Annotated in this window: 24 protein-coding genes; 3 read left to right on the forward strand and 21 right to left on the reverse strand. The window is 42.1% G+C overall.

Annotated elements, in window-relative coordinates; all coding sequences use genetic code 11:
- Positions 1 to 8: 8 nt before the first annotated feature.
- From T515_RS00975 to T515_RS01025, 10 genes are all read right to left on the reverse strand, one after another.
- The gene (locus T515_RS00975; protein WP_036606505.1) at positions 9 to 539 is read right to left on the reverse strand and encodes an adenine phosphoribosyltransferase; all 531 of its coding nucleotides are present in this window, start codon (positions 537 to 539) and stop codon (positions 9 to 11) included.
- 94 nt (positions 540 to 633) lie between these two features.
- Positions 634 to 1,188, reverse strand: a complete 555-nt coding sequence (locus tag T515_RS00980) for an NUDIX hydrolase (protein WP_242839299.1) — start codon at positions 1,186 to 1,188, stop codon at positions 634 to 636.
- A gap of 50 nt (positions 1,189 to 1,238) precedes the next feature.
- Positions 1,239 to 2,552: a hemolysin family protein gene (locus T515_RS00985; protein WP_036606509.1), complete on the reverse strand. Its 1,314-nt coding sequence runs from the start codon at positions 2,550 to 2,552 to the stop codon at positions 1,239 to 1,241.
- Positions 2,553 to 2,927: 375 nt separating this feature from the next.
- A complete protein-coding gene (locus T515_RS00995; protein ID WP_242839300.1) occupies positions 2,928 to 3,788 on the reverse strand; it encodes a sugar phosphate isomerase/epimerase family protein in 861 nt (286 codons plus the stop codon).
- A gap of 27 nt (positions 3,789 to 3,815) precedes the next feature.
- On the reverse strand, positions 3,816 to 4,775 hold the full coding sequence (locus T515_RS16230) for an AraC family transcriptional regulator (protein ID WP_051671297.1): 960 nt from the start codon (positions 4,773 to 4,775) through the stop codon (positions 3,816 to 3,818).
- 142 nt (positions 4,776 to 4,917) lie between these two features.
- Complete coding sequence (locus T515_RS01005) at positions 4,918 to 6,081, reverse strand: glycoside hydrolase family 88/105 protein (RefSeq protein WP_036606515.1); 1,164 nt, start codon at positions 6,079 to 6,081, stop codon at positions 4,918 to 4,920.
- Between the two features lie 19 nt (positions 6,082 to 6,100).
- Positions 6,101 to 6,958: a carbohydrate ABC transporter permease gene (locus T515_RS01010; RefSeq protein WP_036606517.1), complete on the reverse strand. Its 858-nt coding sequence runs from the start codon at positions 6,956 to 6,958 to the stop codon at positions 6,101 to 6,103.
- Positions 6,959 to 6,960: 2 nt separating this feature from the next.
- Positions 6,961 to 7,869 (reverse strand): carbohydrate ABC transporter permease, encoded by a 909-nt coding sequence (locus tag T515_RS01015; protein ID WP_036606519.1) that lies wholly within the window; start codon positions 7,867 to 7,869, stop codon positions 6,961 to 6,963.
- 133 nt (positions 7,870 to 8,002) lie between these two features.
- Positions 8,003 to 9,370: an ABC transporter substrate-binding protein gene (locus T515_RS01020; RefSeq protein ID WP_036606521.1), complete on the reverse strand. Its 1,368-nt coding sequence runs from the start codon at positions 9,368 to 9,370 to the stop codon at positions 8,003 to 8,005.
- A gap of 103 nt (positions 9,371 to 9,473) precedes the next feature.
- Positions 9,474 to 11,069 carry a glycoside hydrolase family 28 protein gene (locus T515_RS01025; protein WP_197026377.1) on the reverse strand — a complete coding sequence of 532 codons (1,596 nt, stop codon included), beginning with the start codon at positions 11,067 to 11,069 and terminating at the stop codon, positions 9,474 to 9,476.
- A gap of 575 nt (positions 11,070 to 11,644) precedes the next feature.
- Between T515_RS01025 and T515_RS01030 the strand changes: the two genes are divergently transcribed.
- Both T515_RS01030 and T515_RS01035 read left to right on the forward strand, forming a co-directional pair.
- Positions 11,645 to 12,730 (forward strand): pectinesterase family protein, encoded by a 1,086-nt coding sequence (locus T515_RS01030; RefSeq protein ID WP_036606523.1) that lies wholly within the window; start codon positions 11,645 to 11,647, stop codon positions 12,728 to 12,730.
- A gap of 96 nt (positions 12,731 to 12,826) precedes the next feature.
- Positions 12,827 to 14,053 (forward strand): 6-phosphofructokinase, encoded by a 1,227-nt coding sequence (locus T515_RS01035; protein WP_036606525.1) that lies wholly within the window; start codon positions 12,827 to 12,829, stop codon positions 14,051 to 14,053.
- Positions 14,054 to 14,172: 119 nt separating this feature from the next.
- On the opposite strand, the gene fsa is transcribed toward T515_RS01035, so the two are convergent.
- The 11 genes from fsa to T515_RS01085 form a co-directional block, all read right to left on the reverse strand.
- The gene (fsa, locus tag T515_RS01040) at positions 14,173 to 14,829 is read right to left on the reverse strand and encodes a fructose-6-phosphate aldolase (RefSeq protein ID WP_036606527.1); all 657 of its coding nucleotides are present in this window, start codon (positions 14,827 to 14,829) and stop codon (positions 14,173 to 14,175) included.
- Positions 14,830 to 14,929: 100 nt separating this feature from the next.
- Positions 14,930 to 15,616: a FadR/GntR family transcriptional regulator gene (locus tag T515_RS01045; RefSeq protein WP_036606529.1), complete on the reverse strand. Its 687-nt coding sequence runs from the start codon at positions 15,614 to 15,616 to the stop codon at positions 14,930 to 14,932.
- Positions 15,617 to 15,710: 94 nt separating this feature from the next.
- Positions 15,711 to 16,418 (reverse strand): TRAP transporter large permease subunit, encoded by a 708-nt coding sequence (locus T515_RS01050; protein ID WP_242839303.1) that lies wholly within the window; start codon positions 16,416 to 16,418, stop codon positions 15,711 to 15,713.
- On the reverse strand, positions 16,328 to 16,852 hold the full coding sequence (locus tag T515_RS17805; RefSeq protein WP_155988219.1) for a TRAP transporter small permease: 525 nt from the start codon (positions 16,850 to 16,852) through the stop codon (positions 16,328 to 16,330). The genes T515_RS01050 and T515_RS17805 overlap by 91 nt, the downstream gene beginning before the upstream one ends.
- 224 nt (positions 16,853 to 17,076) lie before the next feature.
- Entirely contained in the window at positions 17,077 to 17,826 is a 750-nt protein-coding gene (locus tag T515_RS01060) for a TRAP transporter substrate-binding protein (RefSeq protein ID WP_081832606.1), read from the reverse strand.
- Positions 17,827 to 18,109: 283 nt separating this feature from the next.
- A complete protein-coding gene (locus tag T515_RS01065; RefSeq protein ID WP_036606533.1) occupies positions 18,110 to 20,071 on the reverse strand; it encodes a fructose-bisphosphatase class III in 1,962 nt (653 codons plus the stop codon).
- 461 nt (positions 20,072 to 20,532) lie between these two features.
- Positions 20,533 to 22,602, reverse strand: a complete 2,070-nt coding sequence (gene ftsH, locus T515_RS01070) for an ATP-dependent zinc metalloprotease FtsH (RefSeq protein ID WP_330372617.1) — start codon at positions 22,600 to 22,602, stop codon at positions 20,533 to 20,535.
- A gap of 241 nt (positions 22,603 to 22,843) precedes the next feature.
- A complete protein-coding gene (locus T515_RS01075; RefSeq protein ID WP_036606536.1) occupies positions 22,844 to 23,158 on the reverse strand; it encodes a metal-sensing transcriptional repressor in 315 nt (104 codons plus the stop codon).
- A gap of 255 nt (positions 23,159 to 23,413) precedes the next feature.
- Complete coding sequence (locus T515_RS01080; RefSeq protein ID WP_036606538.1) at positions 23,414 to 23,617, reverse strand: hypothetical protein; 204 nt, start codon at positions 23,615 to 23,617, stop codon at positions 23,414 to 23,416.
- A 188-nt stretch (positions 23,618 to 23,805) separates the two neighbouring features.
- Positions 23,806 to 23,931, reverse strand: coding sequence for a hypothetical protein (locus T515_RS18130; RefSeq protein ID WP_278245390.1), 126 nt, complete (start codon positions 23,929 to 23,931; stop codon positions 23,806 to 23,808).
- A gap of 77 nt (positions 23,932 to 24,008) precedes the next feature.
- Entirely contained in the window at positions 24,009 to 24,458 is a 450-nt protein-coding gene (locus tag T515_RS01085) for an ATP-binding protein (RefSeq protein WP_036606540.1), read from the reverse strand.
- 139 nt (positions 24,459 to 24,597) lie between these two features.
- Between T515_RS01085 and T515_RS01090 the strand changes: the two genes are divergently transcribed.
- Positions 24,598 to 25,188: a class I SAM-dependent methyltransferase gene (locus T515_RS01090; protein ID WP_242839301.1), complete on the forward strand. Its 591-nt coding sequence runs from the start codon at positions 24,598 to 24,600 to the stop codon at positions 25,186 to 25,188.
- Positions 25,189 to 25,225 lie beyond the last annotated feature (37 nt).

The following is a 25,225-nucleotide window of genomic DNA, read 5'->3' on the forward strand; positions in this document are numbered from 1 at the left end:
TTGTCCTGTTATTTTCCTTCGTAGGTTATAAGTGACTTAACATTGTATCCCTCAAGCTTCTTACGGCCGCAAAGACCTGCAAGCTCCATGACAACAGCTATTTCAGCCACCTCGCCCCCAAGCTGCTCAACAAGCTTGCAGCAGGCCTCAAGAGTTCCTCCTGTAGCAATGAGGTCATCGATGATAACAACCTTATCCCCCGGCTTGATGGCATCCTTATGGATCTCGATCTCAGCCTGGCCGTACTCAAGATCATACTTCGCGGAAACTGTCTCTCTTGGAAGCTTGCCCTTTTTACGAACAGGTACAAAGCTCTTTCCAAGTGCATAAGCAACAGGAGTTCCGAAAATAAATCCTCGTGACTCAAGTCCCATTACCACGTCGAATTCCACACCCTTTAATGCATCGAGAAGCCCGTCGATGGAATCCTTAAATCCGTCAGGATCCTGAAGAATGGATGTGACATCTCTGAACATGATGCCCGGCTCCGGGAAATCGGGAATGGTCAAAACATAGTCTTCTAATTTTTCTCTCTTCATTTTTTTATCCTCTCTGTTTGGGAACATCTGCCCATTGTTTCTTTGATAATGTCTCTGCCCTGTACCGGTTCTCTCAGGTACTTATATACAGGGCTTACTTGTTGTACTTTGCAGCATAGGTCATGATAGCTGCTACAGTTTTTCCATCGGTCATTTTACCTTCATAAATAAGCTGTTTCAGATCTTCCAGCTTCCAGGGTTCCACACCAAGTTCTTCATCCTCATCCCAGTGTGCATTGCCCTTCTCCAGATTTTCCGCAACATATATACCTATCTTTTCATCAAGAAAAGCAATGGTGGTATTCACATAAAGAAGAAACTCAAGATGATCTGTCTTGTATCCTGTCTCCTCTTCAAGCTCTCTCATGGCGCAGACCTCAAAGGACTCATCCTCTGCATCTCTCTTTCCCGCAGGAAGTTCCAGTGTATACCGTCCGAGTGCGTGTCTGTACTGTCTTACCATAAGTATACGACCGTCCGGAAGTACAGGAAGCACTGCCGCAGCTCCCATATGATGAATGAAATCCCAGTGGGTCTTATGTCCCCCCACATCCACATAATCATCATAAACAGTGATGACCTTGCCTTTGTAAGCAAGCTTTCTCTCTATGAGCTTTACAGGTTTTTCTGCATTATCTTGATTAAGCATTATCATCCTCCTGTGTGCTTTTCAAACACGAAAATGTAGTATAGCACAATTTATTGATTTTCCGTAGAATTATTCTTCTTTCTTACAATGGTCTTTCCGATACGGTGATTCTTTATATATGCAACATCTATACTGAGTTCATCCGTCTCCACATGGAAGGAACTTCCGTCATCGGGAACCTTGCCGATTATACCCATGATATATCCGCCGAAAGTATCCGCATCCTCTGTGGGGATGTCCACCTTAAGCTCCTCATTGACATCCTCAAGATCCGCAATTCCAAGAACTATCCACTCGTTCTCACCTATAGCCTCAATGGGTTCCGGCTCAGGTATGGCATCTTCTTCCTGAAGATCCCCCACAAGTGCCTCTATCAGATCGTGGAGGCTTACTATACCTGTCATACCGCCATACTCATCGATAACAACAGCATAATACTTACGCTCTCTTTTCATGGTCTGAAAAAGATCAGAGACTTTCATATTCTGGGAAACCAGGAAGGGCTTATCCACAGCGTTCTTCATGACGCTGTCACGTGACTGATCCTCAAGACGGAAATAATCCTTAGTGTCCAGGATTCCTATGACATCATCATCATCTTCGCCGCATATAGGATAGTTGGCAAATCTGTTGTTATAAATGATCTTACGCCAGTCCTCATCACTGTCCTCAGTGTAAAGCATTGCAACATCTGTACGATGGGTACAAACATCTTCCACTGTGAGGTCATTGAACTCAAATACATTCTGGATCATTTCATTTTCCGCAGACTCGATAGTTCCGTTCTCAGTACCCTCATCCAGCATCATTTTAATGTCTTCCTCAGACACCTTATCCTCCACCTCGGAAGGATTTATACCCATAAGATGCATAACTCCGTTGGTTGATACCGTAAGAAGCCAGACAAACGGTCTGAATACAACCGAAGCAAGCTTAAGTATTCCGGCCATACTGAGAGAAAGCTTCTCTGTATATGCCTGAGCCAGTCTCTTGGGAACAAGCTCACCGAATACTATGTTTACATAAGAAAGAACAAGTGTGATCACTATGATAACCACAGGATTCAAAACCTCTTCGCTTACAGGTACTCCCAGCTTTAACAGAAGTCTTGTAAAAGGTCCCGCAAAGCTGTCAGCCGCGAATGCCGATGACAGAAAACCGGCCATGGTTATGGCCACCTGAATTGTCGAAAGAAACTTCGCAGGCTCCTCTGTGAGCTTTAAAAGGGTGGAAGCCCTTTTATCACCATCCTCCGCAAGTCTTTTCAGCTTCGTATCTCCTACCTGCAGCACTGCGATTTCAGCACAGGAAAAAAGACCGTTTACAAATATCAAGATTATAAGAAGAACAAAACTTCTGATCATAAAAACAAGATGCCGCCCTCCAAGCGGTAACAGGGTACTAAACTATACCTTCATAACATGTCTCGAAATTTCCCGGGTCATGAGTTAAATCAGGTAAAAACCACTATATTATAATACGAGAAAAAGGCCTAACCGGCTACCCTCTTCACCGACTATGCCTTGATACCATCTAAATATTAAGTGAGGTCAAGCCACAGGAGGCTCCTCCTTCATCCATGATGTAAATTTCTCCTTTTTTATCATCAAATGATTTTAAGCATTCAAAACGTCTGTGAAAGCCTGACAGTCCATGCTTCATAATCAACTTAATGAAATCTTTGTTTATCAGTGTATCTGAACCCTTATATTTTGTCAAATCAGGCAGGATTCACTTTTTTATTTCACCTTGAATTTCCTGTACTGCTCCTCCAGATATCTGCAATCCTCATAGTATCTGTCAGGTGTGGAATTTTCAAGTGTACCAACGATGTACGGTTTCCACAGGCTTACCTGCCTCATGAGCTCCTCATAATTAAAGAAACCCTCTCCCGGATGTCTGAACTTCTGATCATTTCCTTCAAAAACACCGTCTTTAAGGTGAAGGGTGGTAATCCTGTCTCCGTAAAGGTCAAATGCCTTCTTTATCAAAGCATTCTGACCCTCGGGATCATTTTCAAGATCAGGTGTTATAAGATTCACAGAATCAAGAATGACATCAAAATTCACGGAATCTATATCATCAAGAAATCTTCTCATTAATTCAGGTGAGTGAAGAGTATGGTTGAACACACCTTCGACTCCCACCATAACCCCAAGCTTTTCCGCCGCGTCCCTTATACGCTTAAATGAGTCAAGCACCCTGAGATAGTTTTCTTCGGTATATGTTTCCGGAACTATCCTCATATTTGCATCCGCACGTCCGGTTTCTGTACCCACCATATCAGCCCCGATACGTTTACAGTATTTAAGATGCTCAATAAAACGCTGTACCTCCAGCATTCGCCTATCCTCATCAGGATGAGCAGGATTTATATAGCATCCGAGAATTGAAACGTGAATGTCTCTCTTCCGAAGCTCCTCTCCGACATAATCCCCAAGGCCTGCATTGTAATGCCCGACCGATGTATCCACATCCGAAAAGCTCTTTGACATGGCGAGCTGGACATAATGGACTCCCAGTTCCTTTACCTTATCCAGCACTCCTGTTACCGTATCCTTACCGCAAATATCATGAACCCTCATCCCATACTGTATCATAATATGTCTCCTCTAATATTTTTAAGATCACTTCAACCTGAGCTTTATTTCCTTCTCCGGATTTTTACGGTACTTTCCCGGTGAAAATCCTGTCATCTGTTTAAATACCTTCTCAAAATAAGTGATATTACCGAAACCGCATATCTCGGCTATTTCAGTAATACTGGTGTCAGAATCCCTCAGCAGCTGCTGCGCCTTTTGTACTCTGATATAGGTCATATACTCCACTACGGAAAAGCCTGTAACGTTTCTGAAAACTCTTGTGAGATAGGACTTACTCATAAAGAACTTCTTTGCAAGATCATCAAGAGACATATTTTCATCCGTATGCCCCTGAAGGTACATGGCTATATCTCTTACCTTCTGATAAACTCCCGTCTTTACCACAGACTGCTGCTCTGCAGTCTCGATTCCCTGTTCCGTAAGCTTTCTCTGCATATCTCTTCTTCGGCTCTTTGCAAATATGCAGGCCAGCTCCACTGCCTGAAGATACAGAAAAGAATGAAGATCCTCCATAGATGAAGTCATACCTCTTCTCTCATCATCACAGGCAGCCTTAAACTCATCGATGATGGATTGAATCAGCTGCCATTCTGTATCATTGAATTTCGCAAGTCCTCCGTATGTTGCTCCGAAATCATCAAATCCTTTAAGACCGAACTCCCTGAACTTTTCATCAAAGACAGCCCTGTCCAGCTGAAGTATGAAATTGTGATGATCCGGCGGCATATTGGGCGCAGTTGATGTCTTATGTATGATATTGTGATTCACCATAATGGCAGTATGAGGAGTCAGCCGGTATGTCTCCTGATTTACGAACATAAGACGTTGTCCGTATATGATTATGTGGAGCTCTATGGTTTCATGAAAATGCCTGTTTCGCATTATAAACCGCTGATGTCTCACTGCCTCATTAACTCTGAGACCCGGTATTCTTTTTTCAAAGACCAGCTCCAGCCGCGAATTATGTAAGTTCTCGTCTGACATATAACTCCTTTTTAACCACATATTCAAAGACTGCAATACATGCCGCTGCAGAACAAAGGATATGTTTCAGATATGATATTTAAACAGTAAATGGGATATGTGTCATGCCGGAATTTATCCGATAGGACACACATCCCATATTTTATCTTAGCATTTCAGTATACGCAAGGAATAGTGGTCCTACTCCCTTTGCATCATTTTCAACCACAGGTTCGGATAAGTAGTAAGCAACAGAACCGTCACGACGCTTCTCGCCTCCCAGACCTGCCACAAGACATATGCCTGTTACTCTCGGATTACCATCCTCTCCTTTAGATAACCTCTTGTCTACTATTCCATAAAATGCCTTTTGACCTATACTCTTATAACGCTCCGGGAGAAGACCCAGTCTTACTCCCTTCAGTATTGCTGCGCTTATAAGGGCGGAACCGGAAGTCTCAAGATAGTTTCCGGGGACATCAGGCAATGCTATAAGCTGATACCATAATCCGCTTTCATCCTGGTACTTCAAAAGTGCTTCAGTGAGATCCGTAAGCATTGACTTAAGATGTCTGAACTGTGATCTCATGTCCATATCCATCATTATCTCAAGAACATCCACCAGGCTCATGATAAACCATCCCTCTGCCCTGAGCCAGAAGTTAGGACTGCAGCCCGTCTCCTTATCTGCCCAGTACATGGATCTTGTTTCATCATAACCATGATAATAAAGGCCTGTCTCCTTATCCCGCATTAGCTTTTCCACATTACATATCTGCTCATACACATCCATAGCCTTATGAGAATCCCCAAATCTCTTCTCATATTCAAGATAGAAGGGCTGAGCCATATATAATCCGTCAAGCCATACCTGATTGGGATAAATGTTTTTATGCCAGAAATTACCCGCCTGTGTTCTCGGCATCATATCAATCTGCGAACGTACATTTTTTATAGCTTTTAAGTACTTTTCCTTACCTGTGCAGTCATAAAGCATAAACAGATTTTTCGCCGGATTGATATTGTCAAGATTCTTTTCTTCCACATCATATGTTCTTATGGAGCCGTCTTCCATCACAAAGCCCCCCATAAAATCATCTGCAAAACCAAGATACTTCTCGTCTTCTGTCATTTCATACAGACTGAGAATACCTCTTATCATGCACCCGTCGATGTAATTCCATTTATTCTCTTTACCGCTCCTTATGACCTCCAGATTCCATGCAGGATGCCCGGAATCTGAATTCGCCATAAGATATTCAATATATTCGTTCAGCAGTTTTTCTGTTTCTTCTCTTCCACCATCAAGATGGCTAATCTGATTCATTTTAAACTCCTATATCCATTTATCCCTTTACCGATCCGGCTGTAACACCGTCGATAAACTGATCCTGAGCTATAAAGAAAACAACCAGTGAAGGAATGATGGAAATCAGTGAAAGGGCCAGAATTCTGTTCCATGAGAATCCGGTATCCGCATCCATTGACATCTTTACGAAGATGGCTGCAGGATAGCGCTTCGGTGTTGAAACATAAAGCAACGGTCCCATGAAGTCATTGGATGACCACATGAACTGGAACAGTGCGGCTGAAGTCATGGCCGGCTTAAGTACAGGAACGATTACATGCCAAAGTGTTCCCAGTGCAGTACATCCGTCAATCTTGGCTGCCTCATCAAGCTCCTTTGGAATGTTTCTCAGGAACTGAATGAGCATGAATACGAAGTATGTATCCTGTGCAAACATGGTAGGAACGATAAGAGGAAGATAAACAGGTGAATCTACCCATCCCCAGCCGTTATACATGATAAACTGAGGTACGTTTAATACTACGTTCGGAAGGAAAAGGGTTGCCATGAGAACAGCAAACAGAAGATCATGGCCCTTGAATTTAAATCTTGCAAAACCGTAAGCTGTAAGGGTACAGGATGCGATGGTAAATAAAACCTTCGGAATTACTATCTTGTAGGTGTTAAGCATTGACTTCCAGATGTCGATATCTCCGCCGTAACCATTCATGGCATCAATATATCCCTGAACCGTAGGTGCCTTTGGAATAAATCCGATGCTTGAGAAAATCTCCGAATTTGTTTTAAAGGAAGCACCGATCATCCATACCAGTGGATAAATCATAACGATACCCACAAGAACCAGTACTATATACTTAAAAACCGTGGCTATCTGTCTTTTCTTTTCAAGTGTCATTTTTAAGCCTCCTCATCGGAATAGTATACCCAGTGCTTCTGGCTGTACTGTAAGATTGCAGTGAAAATCATAAGAATGATAAACAGTACCCAGGCCTGTGCACTTGCAAGTCCCATCGCATACTTCTTGAATGCGTTGTTGTAAATAAGCAGCGAAACAAGTGTTGTGGCGCCTCTCGGTCCTCCGGCTGTAATGATATAAGGTCCATTAAATTCCTGGAATGCCTGAACCAGCTGTGTAACAAGATTGTAGAAAATAACAGGTGTTATCATAGGAACAGTGATGGTAAAGAACTGTCTCCACTTTCCGGCGCCGTCAAGAGAAGCCGCCTCATAAAGATCCGGTGAAACTCCCTTAAGAGCCGCAAGGAAAATAACCATGGTGGAACCGAACTGCCATACACGAAGCAGACAGATGATAAAAAGAGCTGCCGACTTGTTTGATAACCAGTGTGGTCCTTCCACACCAAAAACTCCGAGTATCATATTTATGATACCGTCGTCCTTGAAGATAGCCTTCCACAAAACTGCTATAGCTACTGAAGATCCAAGAATCGAAGGAATATAATAGACTGTTCTGAACATCTTAACTCCCTTTATTTTGAAGTTAAGGATATAAGCTACGAACAATGCAAAGACAAGCTTTAAAGGCACTGTCATAAAAGCATACTTAAAGGTGATGCCGAAGCCGGTCTTAATCTTTGAATTTGTAAAAACGTCCAGATAATTGAAGATACCCCACTTTGAAATACCCTCAAAAAGTGAATAATCACTGAAGCTGTAAATCAACGATGAAAGGAATGGATATCCCTTGAAAACAAGAAATCCTACCAACCAGGGGAAAATAAAAATAAAACCTTTATTTTCTTTCCAGAAGTTGTTCGGAGCACTTTTTGTTTTTGTATTTGACATTTTGTCTACTCCTTTTTTCACATTTTTCGCATAAGAAACGGACCTCCGAACCGAAGGTCCGTTTCAGGCACAAATTTTATTTATTTAACCCTAAACTTAGGAGGATCAGGGATAAATCACTTTCCTCTCCGGCTTACTTATTCTCTACCTCATCTACAGCATCAATAAGTGCCTGAGCAAGCTCCTTAGAATCTGTTCCGTCATAAGACATGTCGTTGATGATTTCCTGGTATGCACCCTCTGCACTATCCTTAAGAGCAGAATCCTCATAGTATGGTGAAAGCTGGAATGGTGCATTGGCAGCAGCTGTCTTGTTTGCTTCGTATGTAAGACCCTGAAGAGCACCTGAAGCTGAAAGCTTCTCCTGAGCTGCCTTAGAAGCAGGAACACCTCTCTCAAGAGCAAGAGTCTCTACACCGTCACCGTTGAACATGTACTGAAGGAGCTTGGCAGCCTCTTCCTTGTTTGCTGAGTTAGGTGAAACAGCAAATCCCATGGAAACCTTATATACTGTAGCAGGTGTGCCGTAATCAGCAGGATACTCACCGATAACAAGCTCCTGATCACCCTCAAGTGCATCCGTAAGCTTCTTGATTGAGCTGTCCCACTCAACAACACCTGCATAGTGTCCGTCGATGAAGTTAGGATTCTTATCAAGTGAATCTGCTCCGTCACCTGTAAGCTTCTCCTGTGTAGGAATTACGTGATTTGCTTCAAGGCTCTTAAGGAAGTCAAAGCCGTCGGCAAGCTCATCAACTGTATAGTTCAGGTGTCCGTCAACAACCCACTGTTTGTTGTACTTCTCCTGCATATAGTATGTGAGAAGAATAGTGAGATCATATGTACCGCAGCTAAGTGGATAGTAGTCATCACCAAGCTTCTCCTTGAATACAGGTCCTGCTGCAAGAAGATCAGCAAAGCTCTTTGGAACCTCAAGTCCTGCCTTCTCAAATGTCTGCTTGTTCCAGTAGAATACACGTCCTGTTGATGAAACAGGTACACCAAGTACATGTCCGTCAATGGTCATAAGATCAAGAAGTGACTGATCATACTGTGAAAGATCAAAATCTGAAAGATCCTTGAGATCTGCAAATCTTGTTCCATCCGGGCTGAACTGCCATAACCAGTTCCAGTTGATCTGGAAAAGATCAGGCTCGGAATTACCTGCGATCTGTGTTGCGATCTTATCCTGCCATCCTGACCATGCACCGTACTCTGACTCAACCTTTACGTTAGGATTTGCAGCCATATACTCATCAAGCATCTTAAGTGTTGCATTGTGTCTTGAATCACCGCCCCACCATGACATACGAAGTACAACATCTCCGCCATTTTCCTGAGCCGCAGCAGCAACAGTCTCCTTTGCTGTTTCAGCAGCCTTTGTAGTCTCGGCTTTTGGAGCCTCTGTTGCAGCATTTCCGCTGCCGCCGCATGCTGCAAGTCCCATTACCATAGTTGCAGCCAAACTTCCTGAAAGAATCTTTGTAACCATTTTTTTCATTTTTTTACCTCCTGGGGATCCCCTTCGACCCCCGATTATTAGTTTTTTATTTTAATACACGGATACCTGTGCCAGTTCCGATATCCGCATATCCAACTATTTTTTAAAATTCCGAAGCCACATTATTTACGTAGACAACATTGTAACTGTCGAAATCAATAACATTGATAAGTTCCGTCTGGGTATCGTCAGAACCTCTTATCTCGATGTTATCCATAGCAAGACGCTTCACGTTTCTTGCATAAACGCTCTTTCCGGTCATCTCCTTGAAATTGTCCATCATTATGGTCTGACCGGGTTTTCTTTCGGATTTCGGCCTGAAAGAAACCTTTACATTTCTAAGGACGATGTTGTCAATATAGTTTTCCGGAAGTCCGTAGGCCACGAGCATGCACTGATCTGCTCCTGTAGCTTCGATATTCTCGGCTCTGATGGTTCCTATAGTGGGAGTTCTGTCATCCACCGGTCTTTCATTCTGATCCTGAACGTATTCGCTGTGTCCATCCGGATCGCAGAAATAGAACATATTGAAGGTGAAAGGCATATGTACATCCTTCATGACAATGTCTCTGAAAAGTATATTGTCATAAACCGCCTTTGGTCCTCTGCCTCTTCTTGTTTTGATTCGAAGTCCTCTGTCTGTTCCGTCGAAAATGCACCTTTCAACAGTCACATTTTTTACTCCGGCAGCCGCTTCGGAACCAACCGTAACACTTCCGTGCCCTCTTTCCATAAAAGAATTTCTGATAACCAGATGATCCGAAGGCTTATGGTGCCGTTCACTCATGTAGTATTTTCCGGATTTTATGGCTATACAGTCATCTCCCACGGAAATCCTCGTACCAAGTATCAATACTCTGTCGCAGCTTTCAGGATCCATTCCATCCGTGTTGGGTGAATCCGATGGATTCCAGATGTTCACACTGTAAACAGATAAATCATCGGTGTAATAAGGATGAACAGTCCAGCATGGTGAATTTCTGATCGTAACAGACTGTAACCTCACGAACCTGCAGTGATTCAAAAATACTGTTTTAGGCCTCCACGCTATCCTTTTCAGCTTGGGTTCTTTCCACCAGTCCCCCTTGTCGCCGTTTCCGTCAATGGTGCCTCTTCCGAAGATGTCCAGGTTTTCAAGATTAATACAGGTTATGAGTGACGCAAAGCTTGTCTCGGGATTTCCCTCCCAGCTGGAAAGATTGTACTCATCCTTTCCATCGTCCTTTTCGATCATACCGGGAAGCAGCGGATACTTCTCTCTGTCAATGTCCCCGAGTATCACTGCTCCTTCATCGATCCAAAGGCTCATGCGGCTTTTTAAAAACAGCGGGCCTGTAAGATATGTCCCTTCCGGAAAGTAAACCGTTCCGTCTTCCGGGCAGGAGCTTACGGCAGCCTGAATGAACCTTGTATCATCATGTTCACCGTCACCCTTTGCGCCGAAGTTTCTCACATCCAGAAGAAAAGATTCATGTTCAGTCTTAAATGTCTTCTCTGTTCTTCCTTCTTTATCTTCTACAGCAACGCTGTATTCCCTGTCAGGCAAAAGACCGTCAATGGAAACAACATTCAAATTTGTCTTAAGCTTCTCTTCTCCGTCAATCAGCACAGTGTACTCTTCAGGTGTGTAGCAGATAGTACTATTTTTAAGCTCAATTGTCACACTACGCTTAAAAATCGCGCTAATTTCAAATTCCATGATGCTCCTTTTCCCTATCCTCTGATAGGATCCGACCAACACTCATACAATATGACCTTATTTCTTCTGTGGATACTATGCTGTTATGTCATAATCTATAATCATGCAGTCATTTTTTTAATCTTTGTTGTCTTTTCCAACTGACATGAATGATTATATCAGTGTATTTACGAAAATACTTACAAAAACAAACCTTATTTGTTCCATTATTATCTTATCGAACACTAAATTATCAATATTTTTAAATTTCAGGCAGTATTTTAATATCCTTTTTGATAAATATGCGTTTCGTTAGCCACCTATAACTGCAGTTTTGTTCCATCCAGCACTATACACATTGTATAATTCTATCATTTCTGTAACCGCTTTACATCATCATATTTATTGTTTTATCTTGATACAATATTATCAATGCCTATTTTTTCACAAAATAGACAAATTATTCTCTTTTGTCATTAATTCTATAGCCGATAGTATAATTGTATTCGATTATACAAATTCGTACGGCTGATTATACCTATATAATGATGTAAGTCTATATCTCACAGAATAAGCAACCACGAAAGGAGACTCTTATGATCATTGTTTCCAAATCAAACGACGGAGATTTTAATACTATTCAGGATGCAGTAGACCATGCCGCTGCCGGAGATACCATTTTCATCAGGGAAGGAATATATAACGAGCGTGTCACGGTAACAACTCCCAACATTAATATCATAGGAAGCAATACGGATTTCAGAAATTCCGTACCCGCAGGCACTGATGATGAATCCTTCATAAATACTCATCTTGATTCAGACAAAACCATCATAAGTTTCGGTCTCTACGCAAAGATGCCCCGGGAGGACATCGGCAAACTTGGTACCTTCAGGACTTATACCATGCTTATTGATGCAAATAATGTCAGTTTAAAGAACATTACCATCGAAAACAGCGCAGGTGCAGGTCCGGAAATAGGTCAGGCCATAGCACTTTATGCCGAAGGCAATCATCTTGAATTTGAAAATGTCAGACTTTTAGGATGGCAGGACACACTTTTCACCGGCCCTCTTCCGGAAAAAGAAATAGAAAAAAACGGATTCATCGGACCCAAACAGTATTCACCCCGTGTAAACGGAATTCAATATTATAAAAACTGCTATATAGAAGGTGACATAGATTTCATTTTCGGATCATCAACAGCTTATTTTAAGGACTGCATGATTTTCCAGAAAGACAGAGCTAAACTTTTGAAAAGATTATGCAGTCAGGAAACTCCGAAATATATAGAAGAACCAGCAGCTCACGAAGAATCAAGAGAAATAAAAAGCTATGCAACCGCAGCATCCACCCCTGAGGGTCAGGAATTCGGATATATTTTCGAAAATTGCCGTTTTGAATCAGACTGTCCCGATGAAAGCTGTTATTTAGGCAGGCCCTGGAGAAATTTTGCCCATGTGGCCATATTGAAGAGCTATATCGGATCCCATATAAAATCCGAAGGTTTTCATAACTGGAACAAAAAGGATGCCGAGGATACAGTTGGATTTTTCGAATATGAAAATTACGGTCCCGGCTCTGTAAATAATAAAAACAGAACCCCAAGGGCAGCATTTGTAAAGGAACTAAATAAGGAGGAAGCCAAAAAATATATAGACAGAGCTTCGATTTTGTTGTAAAAATCTTAAGAATGTGATCTTTTTTAGCATATCTATTTTCATCTGAACCGATTATGAGGCATCACATCTACCAGATTTTATTTCAAAGGAGCAACAATGAATAAGAATTTACTTGTAGCACAGTCAGGCGGACCCACAGCAGCCATCAACGCAACTCTTGCAGGCATCATCGAGGAAGCCCTCAGATCTTCCGCCGTCAACAAGGTCTTCGGAGCAAAATACGGAATTCAGGGAGTGTTACGCGAAAACTTCATTGATCTCAGCGGAATAAACAATATAAGTGAGATGCTGGATACCCTGGCTGTCACTCCGGCTGCAGCCCTTGGTTCATGCCGTTATAAGCTTAAGGATCCTTCTGTTGATCCATCTGAATTTCAGAATATCATAGACATTTTCAGAAAAAATGAAATAGGTTACTTCATATATATCGGCGGCAATGACTCCATGGATACTGTATGGAAGCTTTCCGAGTATATTAAGGATCATAATATAGATGACATAGTCGTTATCGGTGCGCCAAAGACCATAGATAACGATCTTTACGGTATTGATCACTGCCCCGGCTTCGGTTCAGCAGCAAAATACATCGCAACTTCCATCTCTGAACTCGAACGTGAACTTGAAGTTTATGATACACCTTATGTCATCGTGGTAGAAATGATGGGTCGTAATGCAGGCTGGCTCACAGCAGCGGCAGCTCTTGCAGTGGGAAACAACAGTAATGTTCCTTACCTTATCTATCTTGAAGAACACCCCTTCGACCTTAATAATTTCATTTCCGACGTTCGTGGGGAGCTCTCTGTATGCAACAATCTTATCGTTGCCATCAGTGAAGGAATCAGAGATAAAAGCGGCAAGATGATCTGTGATTACCAGGACCGCGATCAATCAAAGGATGCTTTTGGTCACACCATAGCAACGGGCGCAGGCCATGTCCTTGAGAACGCTATCCGCTCCAACATAGGATGCAAGGTTCGTTATATCGAGCTTAATCTTTTACAGAGATGCGCCGGACACCTTCTTTCAGAAACAGATATAAAGGAATCTTTGGAGCTTGGAAGAAATGCAGTTCGACTTGCCTCAGAAGGTCAGAACGGAGTCATGTCCACTCTTACCCGTGTACCCGGAGAAAGCTATCAGGTCACCTACGGTTCCGCAGATATCTCCGAAATAGCAGACCGTGAGAAGAAAGTTCCTGCGGAATGGATAAATGACGAAGGAAACGGCGTAAAAGAAGAATTAATCAATTATCTTAAACCTCTTGTTCAGGGCGAGATGAGCTGTAAATTTGAGAACGGAATTCCTAAATATATAGTTCTCTGATATTGTTCCAAAATATCCCGAATCATTAAAGACAGACATATCATAAGAGCCGGATGGATACCATTTATAATCGGTACCCATCCGGCTCTGTTAAATTATTATTTAAGATTCACAACTGTTTATTTTCCGAAAACAGACTCATAATCCTTCTTAAACTTATCGATACCGATATCCGTAAGAGGGTGCTTGACCATCTGCATAAGTACCTTGTATGGTACAGTTGCAATATCTGCCCCTGTCTTTGCACAATCAACGATATGCATCGGATGGCGAACAGAAGCACAAATCACATCTGTGTCTATATCAGGATACATCTGGAAGATATCCTCAATGTCCTGAATAAGAGCAATACCATCTGTGGAAATATCATCAAGACGTCCAAGGAAAGGAGAAACATAGGTTGCTCCGGCCCTTGCAGCAAGAAGCGCCTGTCCGGCAGAGAAAATAAGGGTAACATTGGTCTTGATTCCTTCACTGGAAAGAACCTTAACAGCTTTGAGTCCTTCAGCCGTCATAGGAATCTTTACTACCATATTCTTGTGAAGTCTGGCAATTTCTCTTCCTTCTTCAATCATCCCCTCAGCAGTTACAGTGCTCGCCTTTACTTCGCCGGAGATAGGTCCGTCAACGATATCCGTTATCTCCTTCAGAGTCTCCATATAATCTCTGCCCTCTTTTGCAATGAGGGAAGGATTTGTGGTTACACCGGAAATGATGCCCATATCATTTGCTTCTCTGATCTCCGAAACATTTGCCGTATCAATAAAAAACCTCATATTGCCTCCTTAATCTCATTCAAATATTTATATATTTATGAATTTACCATTTCTTTCATAAATAACAACTTCTGATTATAATTCTTTTTTCCAAAAAACTCTACATTACGATAATTCTTTCCATGTCCTCATCAATTAATTCAATGTGTCTCTTCATATACATCTCCGCTACATCAACATCCCTGTCGGTCAGAGCACGGAGTATCTTTCCATGAGCTTCTATGGCATTCTTAACATTATGACGTATCTTGAAGGTCTGGAATCTGAAATTCTTCATTTTCTTGTTCATACTCTGATTGATCATCTCCATGATCTCGTTTCCGGTCATCTTCATGATCTGACTGTGAAACTCTTCATCGAGATACGCCAGTTTTTCATCATCCATGATCATGGAAGTCTCTATAAAGGTCTCATGAATATCTGTCAGAGTTCGTATATCCTCATCCGTAGCCCTCTCGGCAGCCATACGCGCAGCGGCGGGTTCTATAATATTTCTGAATTCCACATAGTCCTGAATCCTACCGCGATTCTTGGTAAACCAGCTGGCAACCGCATCATTATCATTCTGTGACTTTCTTACGATAAATGCGCCTTTACCCGGTTTGATGGAAAGATACCCCTCAGCCTCAAGATTTCTGAAAGCCTCCCTGACGGTACCTCTTCCTACCTTAAGCCTCTCGCAAACCTCTTTTTCGGTTGCAAGCTTATCACCGATCTTCGCTTCATCAGAAAGAAGATATTCTTTCAATTCATTTATCGTTTTCTGTGTAGCCGAAAGTCTGTTCATAAGATCTCCATTCCACCGCATAATCTGCGGCATTTATATAATCCATTTCCAAGTATCTGTTTTTCTCAGATAAAGCTTTTTGCCTGATTAATAATCAGCCTAAAAGAGTATTCGGAAGCCATGTCACAAGCCCCGGAATATATGTACACATCATAAGTGTGACAAGAAGCGGGATAAGAAACGGCAGTATACCCTTATAGAGCATTTCAAGTCTCAGACGGGCCAGATCGCTTATGATAAACAGACATACGCCAAAAGGCGGAGTAACCTGTCCTATCATAAGGTTAAGTACCATGATAACGCCAAAGTGAACCAGATCAAGTCCTATACCCTGTGCGATAGGTACAAGAACAGGAAGCATAAGTGTAAGTATGGCTCCGGGCTCCATAAACATTCCAAGTATCAGAAGGATAATGTTTATGATCAGAAGTATCACCGCGGGATTCGAACTAATTCCCAGAATGAAGTTCGCTATATCCCTTGATATACCTTCCTTTACCATTACATAGGTAAACAGAGTTGACGTTCCTATAATAAAAAGTGTATTGGCAGCTCCTACCGCAGAATCCTTTGCGCACTTTATAAAATCCTTTAGTTCTATGGATCTGTAAACAAGAGCTGAGATTACAAGGGAATATACCACCGCTATGCAGGAAGCCTCAGTCGGTGTTATCCATCCGGTTGTGAATCCCGCAAGAATGATGAGAGGTGTCACAAGAGAAAGTATGGAACCCTTGAAGCTTTCGGCCAGAGCCTTAAGATTGAAAGGAGTTCTTTCATAGCCTCTTTTAACCGCAAAGATAAAGACAAGTAACCTCCCGCAATTGCCGATGGCAGATAATGCCATGCTTTTGTCAGTTTCTGCATGGTGGAGAACTTACTTGTGGCAAGTATCGGATACATATCCTTGTAGGAAATGATCATTACAATGCCAAGGAATATGGTGGCAAATCTAATGATTATCCAGAATATATTCCTGATATTATCAGGCACCCTGGCATATATCATATCGAGATTTATCATCCTGCTTTCATCCACAAGGATAATGAGTCCCATAAACGCCATCCACATGAACAAAAAGCCGTTTAGCTCTGTTGAAAATCTGAAGGAAATATTGATGGTATTCCTGACTATCAGTTCCGATAACATGAGACAGACTATGCCCAGAATGCAAACGAGCATTATCACTGTGGAGATCAATTTAAAAATGTCTAAAAATTTACGATACAGTCTCACAACTTTTCCCTTTCTGTTTCTAATCGGGTAAATCCGGAATTCAATTCTTATACCGGGATTTGTCACGATAATACCCGCATTAAGGCGGATTATCTGTATAAAAACAGCAGGATATCTTTAATGACTCCTGCTGTTTTTTATTGTTTCCCGTCTAAGTCCTTCTCCTCTTTAACATGAAAAGGTTAATTCACAGGGATGAAGGATCAGACATTTCATGTTCTCGATTATTTATTAACTGCGAGAAGTGCATCAAGAAGCTCCTGATCATACCAGCTCTCATTCTCATACTTCTTGTAGAAGTTAGGGATGTCAAGCTTATCCTTGAAGGACTGGATATCAGGGTTGTCATCAAACTGAACGCCTGCATCTTCAAGAGTCTTTCTTGCTGTTACATTGTCCTCTTTGATGGTATCGAAAGAATACTTGGCAGCCTTCTTCGCTTCTTCTCTTAAGATAGTCTGATACTGCTCCGGAAGAGCATCAAAGCTGTCCTTGTTTGCAGCCATGGTGCAGCCCATCCACATGTAGTTAATGAAGCTGAAGTACTTGATATCATCGTATGTTGCATTAGCAACAAGGTGATATGTAGCATTATCCTGACCCTCTGCAGTACCGTTTGAAAGTGCAATGGCAAGCTCGTTAAGTGCAAGAGCTACAGGATTTGCCCCAAGTGTCTGCCATACATCAAGATAAACCTGGCTGGTAGGAACACGAAGCTTCACACCTTCAACATCTGCTGCCGAATGAATCGGTCCACCTGCTTCTGTGGTGGAAACCTGTCTCATACCATTGTCGCCTTCAGCAAGATAAACAAGACCTACATCCTCAAATCCTTCAAAGATCTTGTCTCCCAGCTCTCCGTTAGTTACTTCATAAGCCTGATCTGCATCCTTAAAAAGGAATGGCATGTCAAGAATCTTTGCCTTGTCATAAAACTCTGTAAATCCTGAAGTGCCCGCAAATATAAGGTCGATGGTTCCGACTGTTTACTTATCGAAAACACTAAATCATCTGTCATTATCGTAACACTTCAGCCTATGTTTGTCTAACACATTTTGTGCATTATACACTATTTATCTGTCTACAAATCATGTTTTATTGATTTATTTATGAATTTTTCCGGTATGTGTGCTTTGATTTGTAGTACAATTTATACCCCTTTTCATAGACAAAAAAAGACCCTTTGTGACATTTTCATCGCAAAAGGTCTTGTATTACTTACTGTATGTACAGATAGGATTTTTACTCCCTTACATCCTATCTTTTCTTCGGGATGACTTCTCCCTGCTCGAGTATATCACCATTTCTGTATGCCCTGAGAAGCTCTTCCAGATCTCTGATCTGCCTCTTAAGCTCCTTACCGTTATCGGTCTCACCCACACGTACTCTGGTCTTCATCTGTTCAACGATCTGAATCTCAGGTGTGTTCTCGGAGCCCTTCTTGAAGCCCTTATGCTCCGCAAGGGCGAGATGACGTGAATTGAAGATAAGGGTATAGCCTGCGATACCTGTTCTTGAGTGGTATGCCTTGGAGATACCGCCGTCGATGATGAACAGCTTTCCGTTGGCCTTTATAGGCGACTCTCCCATCTTGGTCTTTACAGGAACATGGCCGTTCACGATATGGCCCACCTCTGCATTAACACTGAACTCCTCAAATATCTTGTCAACATACTTTTCTTCCTTTACGAGATCATAGTATGCATTGAATCTTTCCTTGTGAGTTGCGGGATCCTCTATGAAGCAGTGTTCAAAGGTAGTGATCTTGTCCTTTCCGAAAAGTGGTGAGTTAGGGCCGCACCACATATACCAGAAAAAGTCTGTCGCATAAAGCTTGCCCTGAGGGTCATTTTCACCGTTAAGGAAATAGGCGTCTATAGCCTTATCGTTAAAATAATCAAGAAGTGCCTTTCCGGAGAATGTTCCGTCCGGTGTGGTTATCTTCCTGAAGCTTCCGTCCTTCTCCATAGGGATGCATCCATGATAGAGGATATTGTTGTTGACAACCTTATACATAGATCCGTTGGTAAAGAAGAAACGTATATGCTTCTGAAGAAGCTGTGAATGGGTGAAGCTGTAAATAAGGGTCTTCATCAGAGCTTCTTCCCTCTCGGTAAGCTTGTAGGGATGTTTTGGATCGATGGTGGGGAAATTCTTATCCTTAAGAGAATAAACCTTACCGTCAATGTTCACTGTACCCTTCTCATAGTCCACCTTTTCAAGCAGAAGCCTGTGCTCCAGGTGATACTCCGGATGACGCTTTATAAGAAGACCTTCCTCCTTCAGCATGATGATGGATATGGCTTTACACATCTTTGCGGCAAGGGCAGGGGATACCGAGTCGGAGACATTGGCATCCAGAAGATGGGGCTGGAAACATTCACAGGGGTCGTCTCCGTAAACCTCCTCTGCATACATGGAAAGAGGTCTCAGGTTGATGCCGTAGCCGTCCTCCAGAACATCAAAGGAGTTGTAGGAAGTGGCGATTCGGAGAACATTGGCGATGCAGGCGGGATTGCCGCATACCGCACCCATCCAGTCAGCATCATGATTTCCCCACTGTATATCAACGTCATGGAAACTCATGAGTTCCTCCATGATACGGTCGGCATGTGGTCCTCTGTCGAAGATATCTCCTATGATATGGAGATTGTCGATTACCAGATTCTGTATAAGCTCGCAGAGAGCGATGATAAAATCATCACCCATGTCAATGTCTATGATCGCATTCATGATTTCACGGAGATACCCCTTCTTATCCTCATCGTGACTGTCGATGTGAAGAAGTTCGTCTATTGCGTAGGCATAGTTCTTGGGCATCTTTTTACGCACCTTTGAACGGGTGAACTTTGAGGAAACCACTCTGCAGATATTTATAAGCCGATGAATGGTTATTCTCTGCCACTCCGGTGAATCCTTCTCCTTATGTTTGGGGGAGGACAGGATGTCCCGTGGATAATAAATAAGATTTGCGAGCTCCAGCTGCTCTTCTTCAGGCAAAAGATTTCCGAAGGTCTCATCGATCTTATCTCTTACGATACCGGATGCAGAACGCATAAGGTAAATGAAGGCGTCACTCTCGCCATGAAGATCCGAGAAGAAATACTCTGTTCCCTTAGGCAGGGCACAAATGGCACGCAGGTTAATGATCTCCGCACCTGCATCTGTTGCAGTAGGAAACTGCTTGGCTAATAACTTCAAATAATCAAGATCACGCATTTCAAATACTCCATTAACAAATCTCTTTTGGTTAGACCTAATACTTTTAACTACTTCCCGAAAATTAAAAGACCAACAAACATGTCCTAATTATATAGGGCAAATTCATTAATATCTATACAAAGTGACTATTGTTTGTCTAAAAGAACCAAATTTCAACAATTTTTTAACAATTCTTATAATCACTACCTTTTTAGCAATCGATTGACATACAGCCGGTCCATAGCAGTGTGGAATTGTCAAAAAAGTAACATTTTTGACGCAAAAATAACAAAAAAGTCACAGACCTGAACCGGATGTTACGATAAAGGTCTGTGACTGATTGTTTTGTTTATAAATATGCTGATATAAGGGTCAAAATCCTGTTCCCACGACAAGCTTTTTTGACGGTTGGGACAAGGCTTAATGTCCTGCCCGGCATCGAGCTCGAAGTGGGTTACAAGCCCCCGATTACCGGATGATCACATCTGTGATTCCTGAGACGGAGCTATAACGGAAGGATCGATCTCCTTTCTGTTCAGTATCTCCATGAACTCTGCACCGGTGATGGTCTCCTTCTCATAAAGGAACTTTGTGATCTCATGAAGCTTGTTGATATTGTCCTGAAGAAGCTTGTATGCCTTGTCATGCTGTGACTTTACGAGATCAACAGTCATCTTGTCGATCTTTGTCTGGGTCTCAGGTGAACAGGTGAGAGATGCGTCTCCGCCGAGATACTGGTTATGAAGCTGCTCCATGGCAACCATACCGATCTCATCCGCCATACCGTAGCGGGTTATCATGGCTCTCGCATACTTTGTGGCCTGCTCTATATCATTGCTTGCACCGGTGGTACATGTGTGGAAGATAAGCTCCTCGGCACAGCGTCCGCCTGTAAGAGTTGCGATCTTGTTCTCCAGTTCTTCCTTTGAGTAAAGGTAATGATTACCCTCTTCCTCAACCTGCATGGTATAACCGAGTGCACCCGAGGTTCTCGGAATGATGGTTATCTTCTGAACAGGTGCACTGTTCTTCTGAAGGGCTGCCACGAGAGCGTGACCAACCTCATGATAAGAAACTATGAGCTTCTCCTTATCCGTCATAACCTTGTTCTTCTTCTGATAGCCTGCGATAACAACTTCGATGGACTCCTCAAGATCTGACTGGATAACTCTCTCACGTCCCGCTCTTACAGCACGGAGAGCCGATTCATTGATGATGTTTGCAAGTTCTGCACCGCTGGCGCCTGCCGCAGCCTTTGCGATGGCTTCAAGATTGACATTCTCAGACATCTTGATGTCTCTGGCGTGAACCTTAAGGATATCTATTCTTCCCTGGAAATCCGGAAGCTCAACAGGAACTCTTCTGTCAAATCTTCCCGGACGAAGAAGGGCTGGATCCAGAGAATCCGGCTGGTTGGTGGCTGCCAGAATGATGATGGCCTTTGAAGAATCGAAACCATCCATCTCGGTAAGGAGCTGATTTAATGTCTGCTCACGCTCATCATTACCACCTACGGCACCACCGCCTCTCTTTTTACCGATTGCATCGATCTCATCGATAAATACGATACAAGGTGCCTTTTTCTTTGCCTGATCAAAAAGATCTCTCACCTTGGCAGCACCCATACCTACAAACATCTCTACAAATTCGGAACCCGAAATAGAGAAGAAAGGTACATTTGCCTCACCTGCCACTGCCTTGGCAAGGAGGGTCTTACCTGTTCCGGGAGGACCTACAAGAAGAGCTCCCTTTGGAATATGGGCTCCTATCTCTGTATACTTGTCCGGCTCCTTCAGGTAATCAACCATCTCACTGAGAAGTTCCTTTGCTTCATCTTCTCCGGCAACATCCTTGAAGCTCACCTTGTTTGCACCGTTGGCTTCATACTCTCTTGCATTGGACTTTCCGAAGCCTCCGAACATTCCGCCGCCTCCCATGGAGCCCATGGATGAAGCCATTCTCTTGGAAAGCCAGTTTCCCAGTGCCCAGAAAATAAGTATGGGGAATATCCAGCTGAGCAGGAAGGAAAGAATAGGACTTGTCTCAACAGGAATGTCTTCCTCAAAATTAACATTCTGGCTGTTAAGTTTATCCAGCACCGACGCTTCAACAAACTGGTTTTTCAAACGTCCGGTACGGCAGGTGATGGCCTGGCCGTTGACATTGGCAACATATACTATGGAATCATCATTCAGATTAACCTTTGTAACCGCGCTGTTGTTTACTGCATTTATAAACTCAGAATATGTGGTATCACGAACCGAACGTGAAAGGAGTGACGGAAAAACAAAGGTATTCAAAAGAAGAATGATGATAAGCGCCACGAAATAATAAAAAATAAGAGGTTTTCTGTTTCGTGGCTTATAACTGTTGCCGTTATTTTTTTGGTTATTCGGGTTAAACTGATTGAAAAAGTCGTTGAAATTATTGAAGTTATTGAACCCGTTGTCATTTTGATTGTTCTGATTGTTTCCGGGATAATTCTCATTCGCGAGATTCATCTGCGATGAAAGCATTTTCCTTTTAAATACATTGAAGGTATTTACCATAAGATGCCCTTTCTGCTACTACTCATCCTCTATGTTTCATTTGTGTAAATTAATGTGAATTAATGATACCAAATATACCGATTAAATGTGTATACATTGTGAAAAAACATAAATAAAAGATAAAAATTTAGCAGTCGGATATTCCGACTGCTAATCAACATAATTTTTTATACACTTGTACATCCTGCTTATATTCTAATCAGATAACAGTTTTCCGAATCAGATGCAGAAATGACTCTCTTCACTTCATTGTCTTTTTCAAAAGCTCACAGAGTTCATCCACTACCGCATCATTTCCTTCCCTGATATCATCAACAACACAGGACTTTATATGTGCTGAAAGAAGCTCTTTATTAAAGGAATTCAGGGATGCCTGAACAGAACTGACCTGTATAAGTACATCAGGACAATACCTGTTTTCTTCTATCATCTTTTTGATCCCGCAGATCTGACCCTCTATCCGATTAAGTCTGGTAACCAGTGCCTTCACCTGTTCCGGTGTTCTTGGCTTATGCTTATGTCTTTCATTTTCATCTGCGCTGCAGCAACATGCCATGAAATATACCTTCCTTTTCAAAATCCCGAAGTCCCATGGACCTCTTCTGTCTAGTGTCACTTATACCATCCGGGGGTATATGTGTCAATGAATATTATATTTGCAGCTTATTCATATAATATAGAATTCAAGTGAATGACCGGAACATTTGTCATGCCTGATATTCAGTTAATGCACTTTCCTGTATCAAAAAACCTCCTTACCGGATGTCCGGTAAAGAGGGAACATATCAATCTTTAGATGATGCTGATATAATCAGGCTTTGTAATCGAAATTAGCACCCAGATCAAGATATGGATCAGGAATATCCTCCATAGTTTCCAAAACTGTCTCAGCTGCATCAATATTATCATCTTTTAATGCCCTTGAGAGATTGGCTATGGCAACCTTCTGAATATTCTGTGCATAATGCATCTGGGTTGCTGCAGCAGCAAGATTTAATGAAAAATAATTAGACATAATCCCACCTTTCTATTACTTGCCGATGCTTTATGGAGAGTGCATGAACAATTTTGTTCGAAGCCTCGACAAGATTTGTTATTCGTACGGGCGTAGTCTATTACTTAAAGCTTAAATGTCACTGAAAACAAAAAATATATTTGAAACTTATCAAAATATCAAACTAGCATCAAACTCTATAATTGAAATCAGACTCCGGCAAGGGCCAGGATACAATTTGCAGGAATTGTGAGAATAAGGCCTGTGCCCTCAACCATTTCCGGAGTGATGGCTACAAGAATAGGTCTTCCCAATTCGTCATAGTATGTGCACATGATAATGTCGTCTGCACATTGGCATACTTACATGAAATCATAACGTTTTCATCATGACCTGATGGCTGTTCCCAAATTTATTTATTTCTCAGATTCTTCACAAGAACGAGAACATTCTCATCCCCTTCTCTTTCATAAAGCACAGAATCCATAGACTTCTTCACCATAAAGATACCTAGTCCGCCAATGTCTCTGTCCTCGGCGCTGAGGCTGACATCGGGATCGGATTTCTCCAGGGGATTATAGGCTATGCCCTTGTCCCTGAACATAATCTGGATATTCTCCCCGGTTTCATCCATAGAAAGCGAAATCCGGGCATTTCCATGAAGATCGGGAGAAATCTTTTTATATGCATAATGAGCTATGTTTACAAAAATCTCTTCACAGGCAACGCTTATCCTCATCTCCATAGCCATACTGCAGCCCTGTTCGGAAAGATAATCACTTATAAAATCAAGAACCTTTTCAAGTTCCTCAGTCTCTGCGTTCACTGTGAGCTCACTTTTATTATTTTCAACTAAATTCATGGTAATGCTCCTATATCAACGAACCCTATATTCCCACATAAAATAATCATAACATAAACTGAAGAGCTTGTGGCAATATAAAGTTTTTTATATAATTTTCACAGCAATTATATAACTACAGCTGTTATGATGTACGGAAATGAACAAAAAACAGGCGGTGATGGTTATGAGCTTTTTATATGAATATTTCAAACATCCACGTAAAATAGGTGCAGTGGCTCCAAGCGGAAAGAATCTTTCACGAAAGATGATGAAACCGATAAATTTTGACACTGCAAAAGTCATAGTTGAATACGGTCCGGGAACAGGTTCCTTTACAAAGGAGCTTGTAGCAAAGAGAAGACCTGATACCGTGCTTTTTCTCATAGAACAGAATGAAGAATTCTGTAAACAGCTGTCCCATGAGTTCAGGGGAGAGAAAAATATGTATCTCATACACGGAAACGCCGAACATGTTGTGGAATACCTGAAGGCCTACGGTTTTGACCATGCGGATTACATCGTTTCTGGACTTCCTTTCACATCTCTTCCGGGAGAGATTTCCGACCATATTCTTAACGCCACCAAGAAAGCTCTGGGTGACAGAGGTGAGTTCATAACATTTCAGTACAGCCTTGTTAAGCGAGACTTTTTCGAGCGCTATCTCAGCATTAACGACACCCTGAAAGAAATGCTGAACCTGCCGCCGGCTTATGTATTTGTCATGAAGAACCGGAAACTTGCTATATGAAATATAAAGTGCAGCTGACTTATCATATTTTGTCAGC

This window comes from Oribacterium sp. P6A1 (assembly GCF_000702885.1).
Taxonomy (GTDB): domain Bacteria; phylum Bacillota; class Clostridia; order Lachnospirales; family Lachnospiraceae; genus Oribacterium.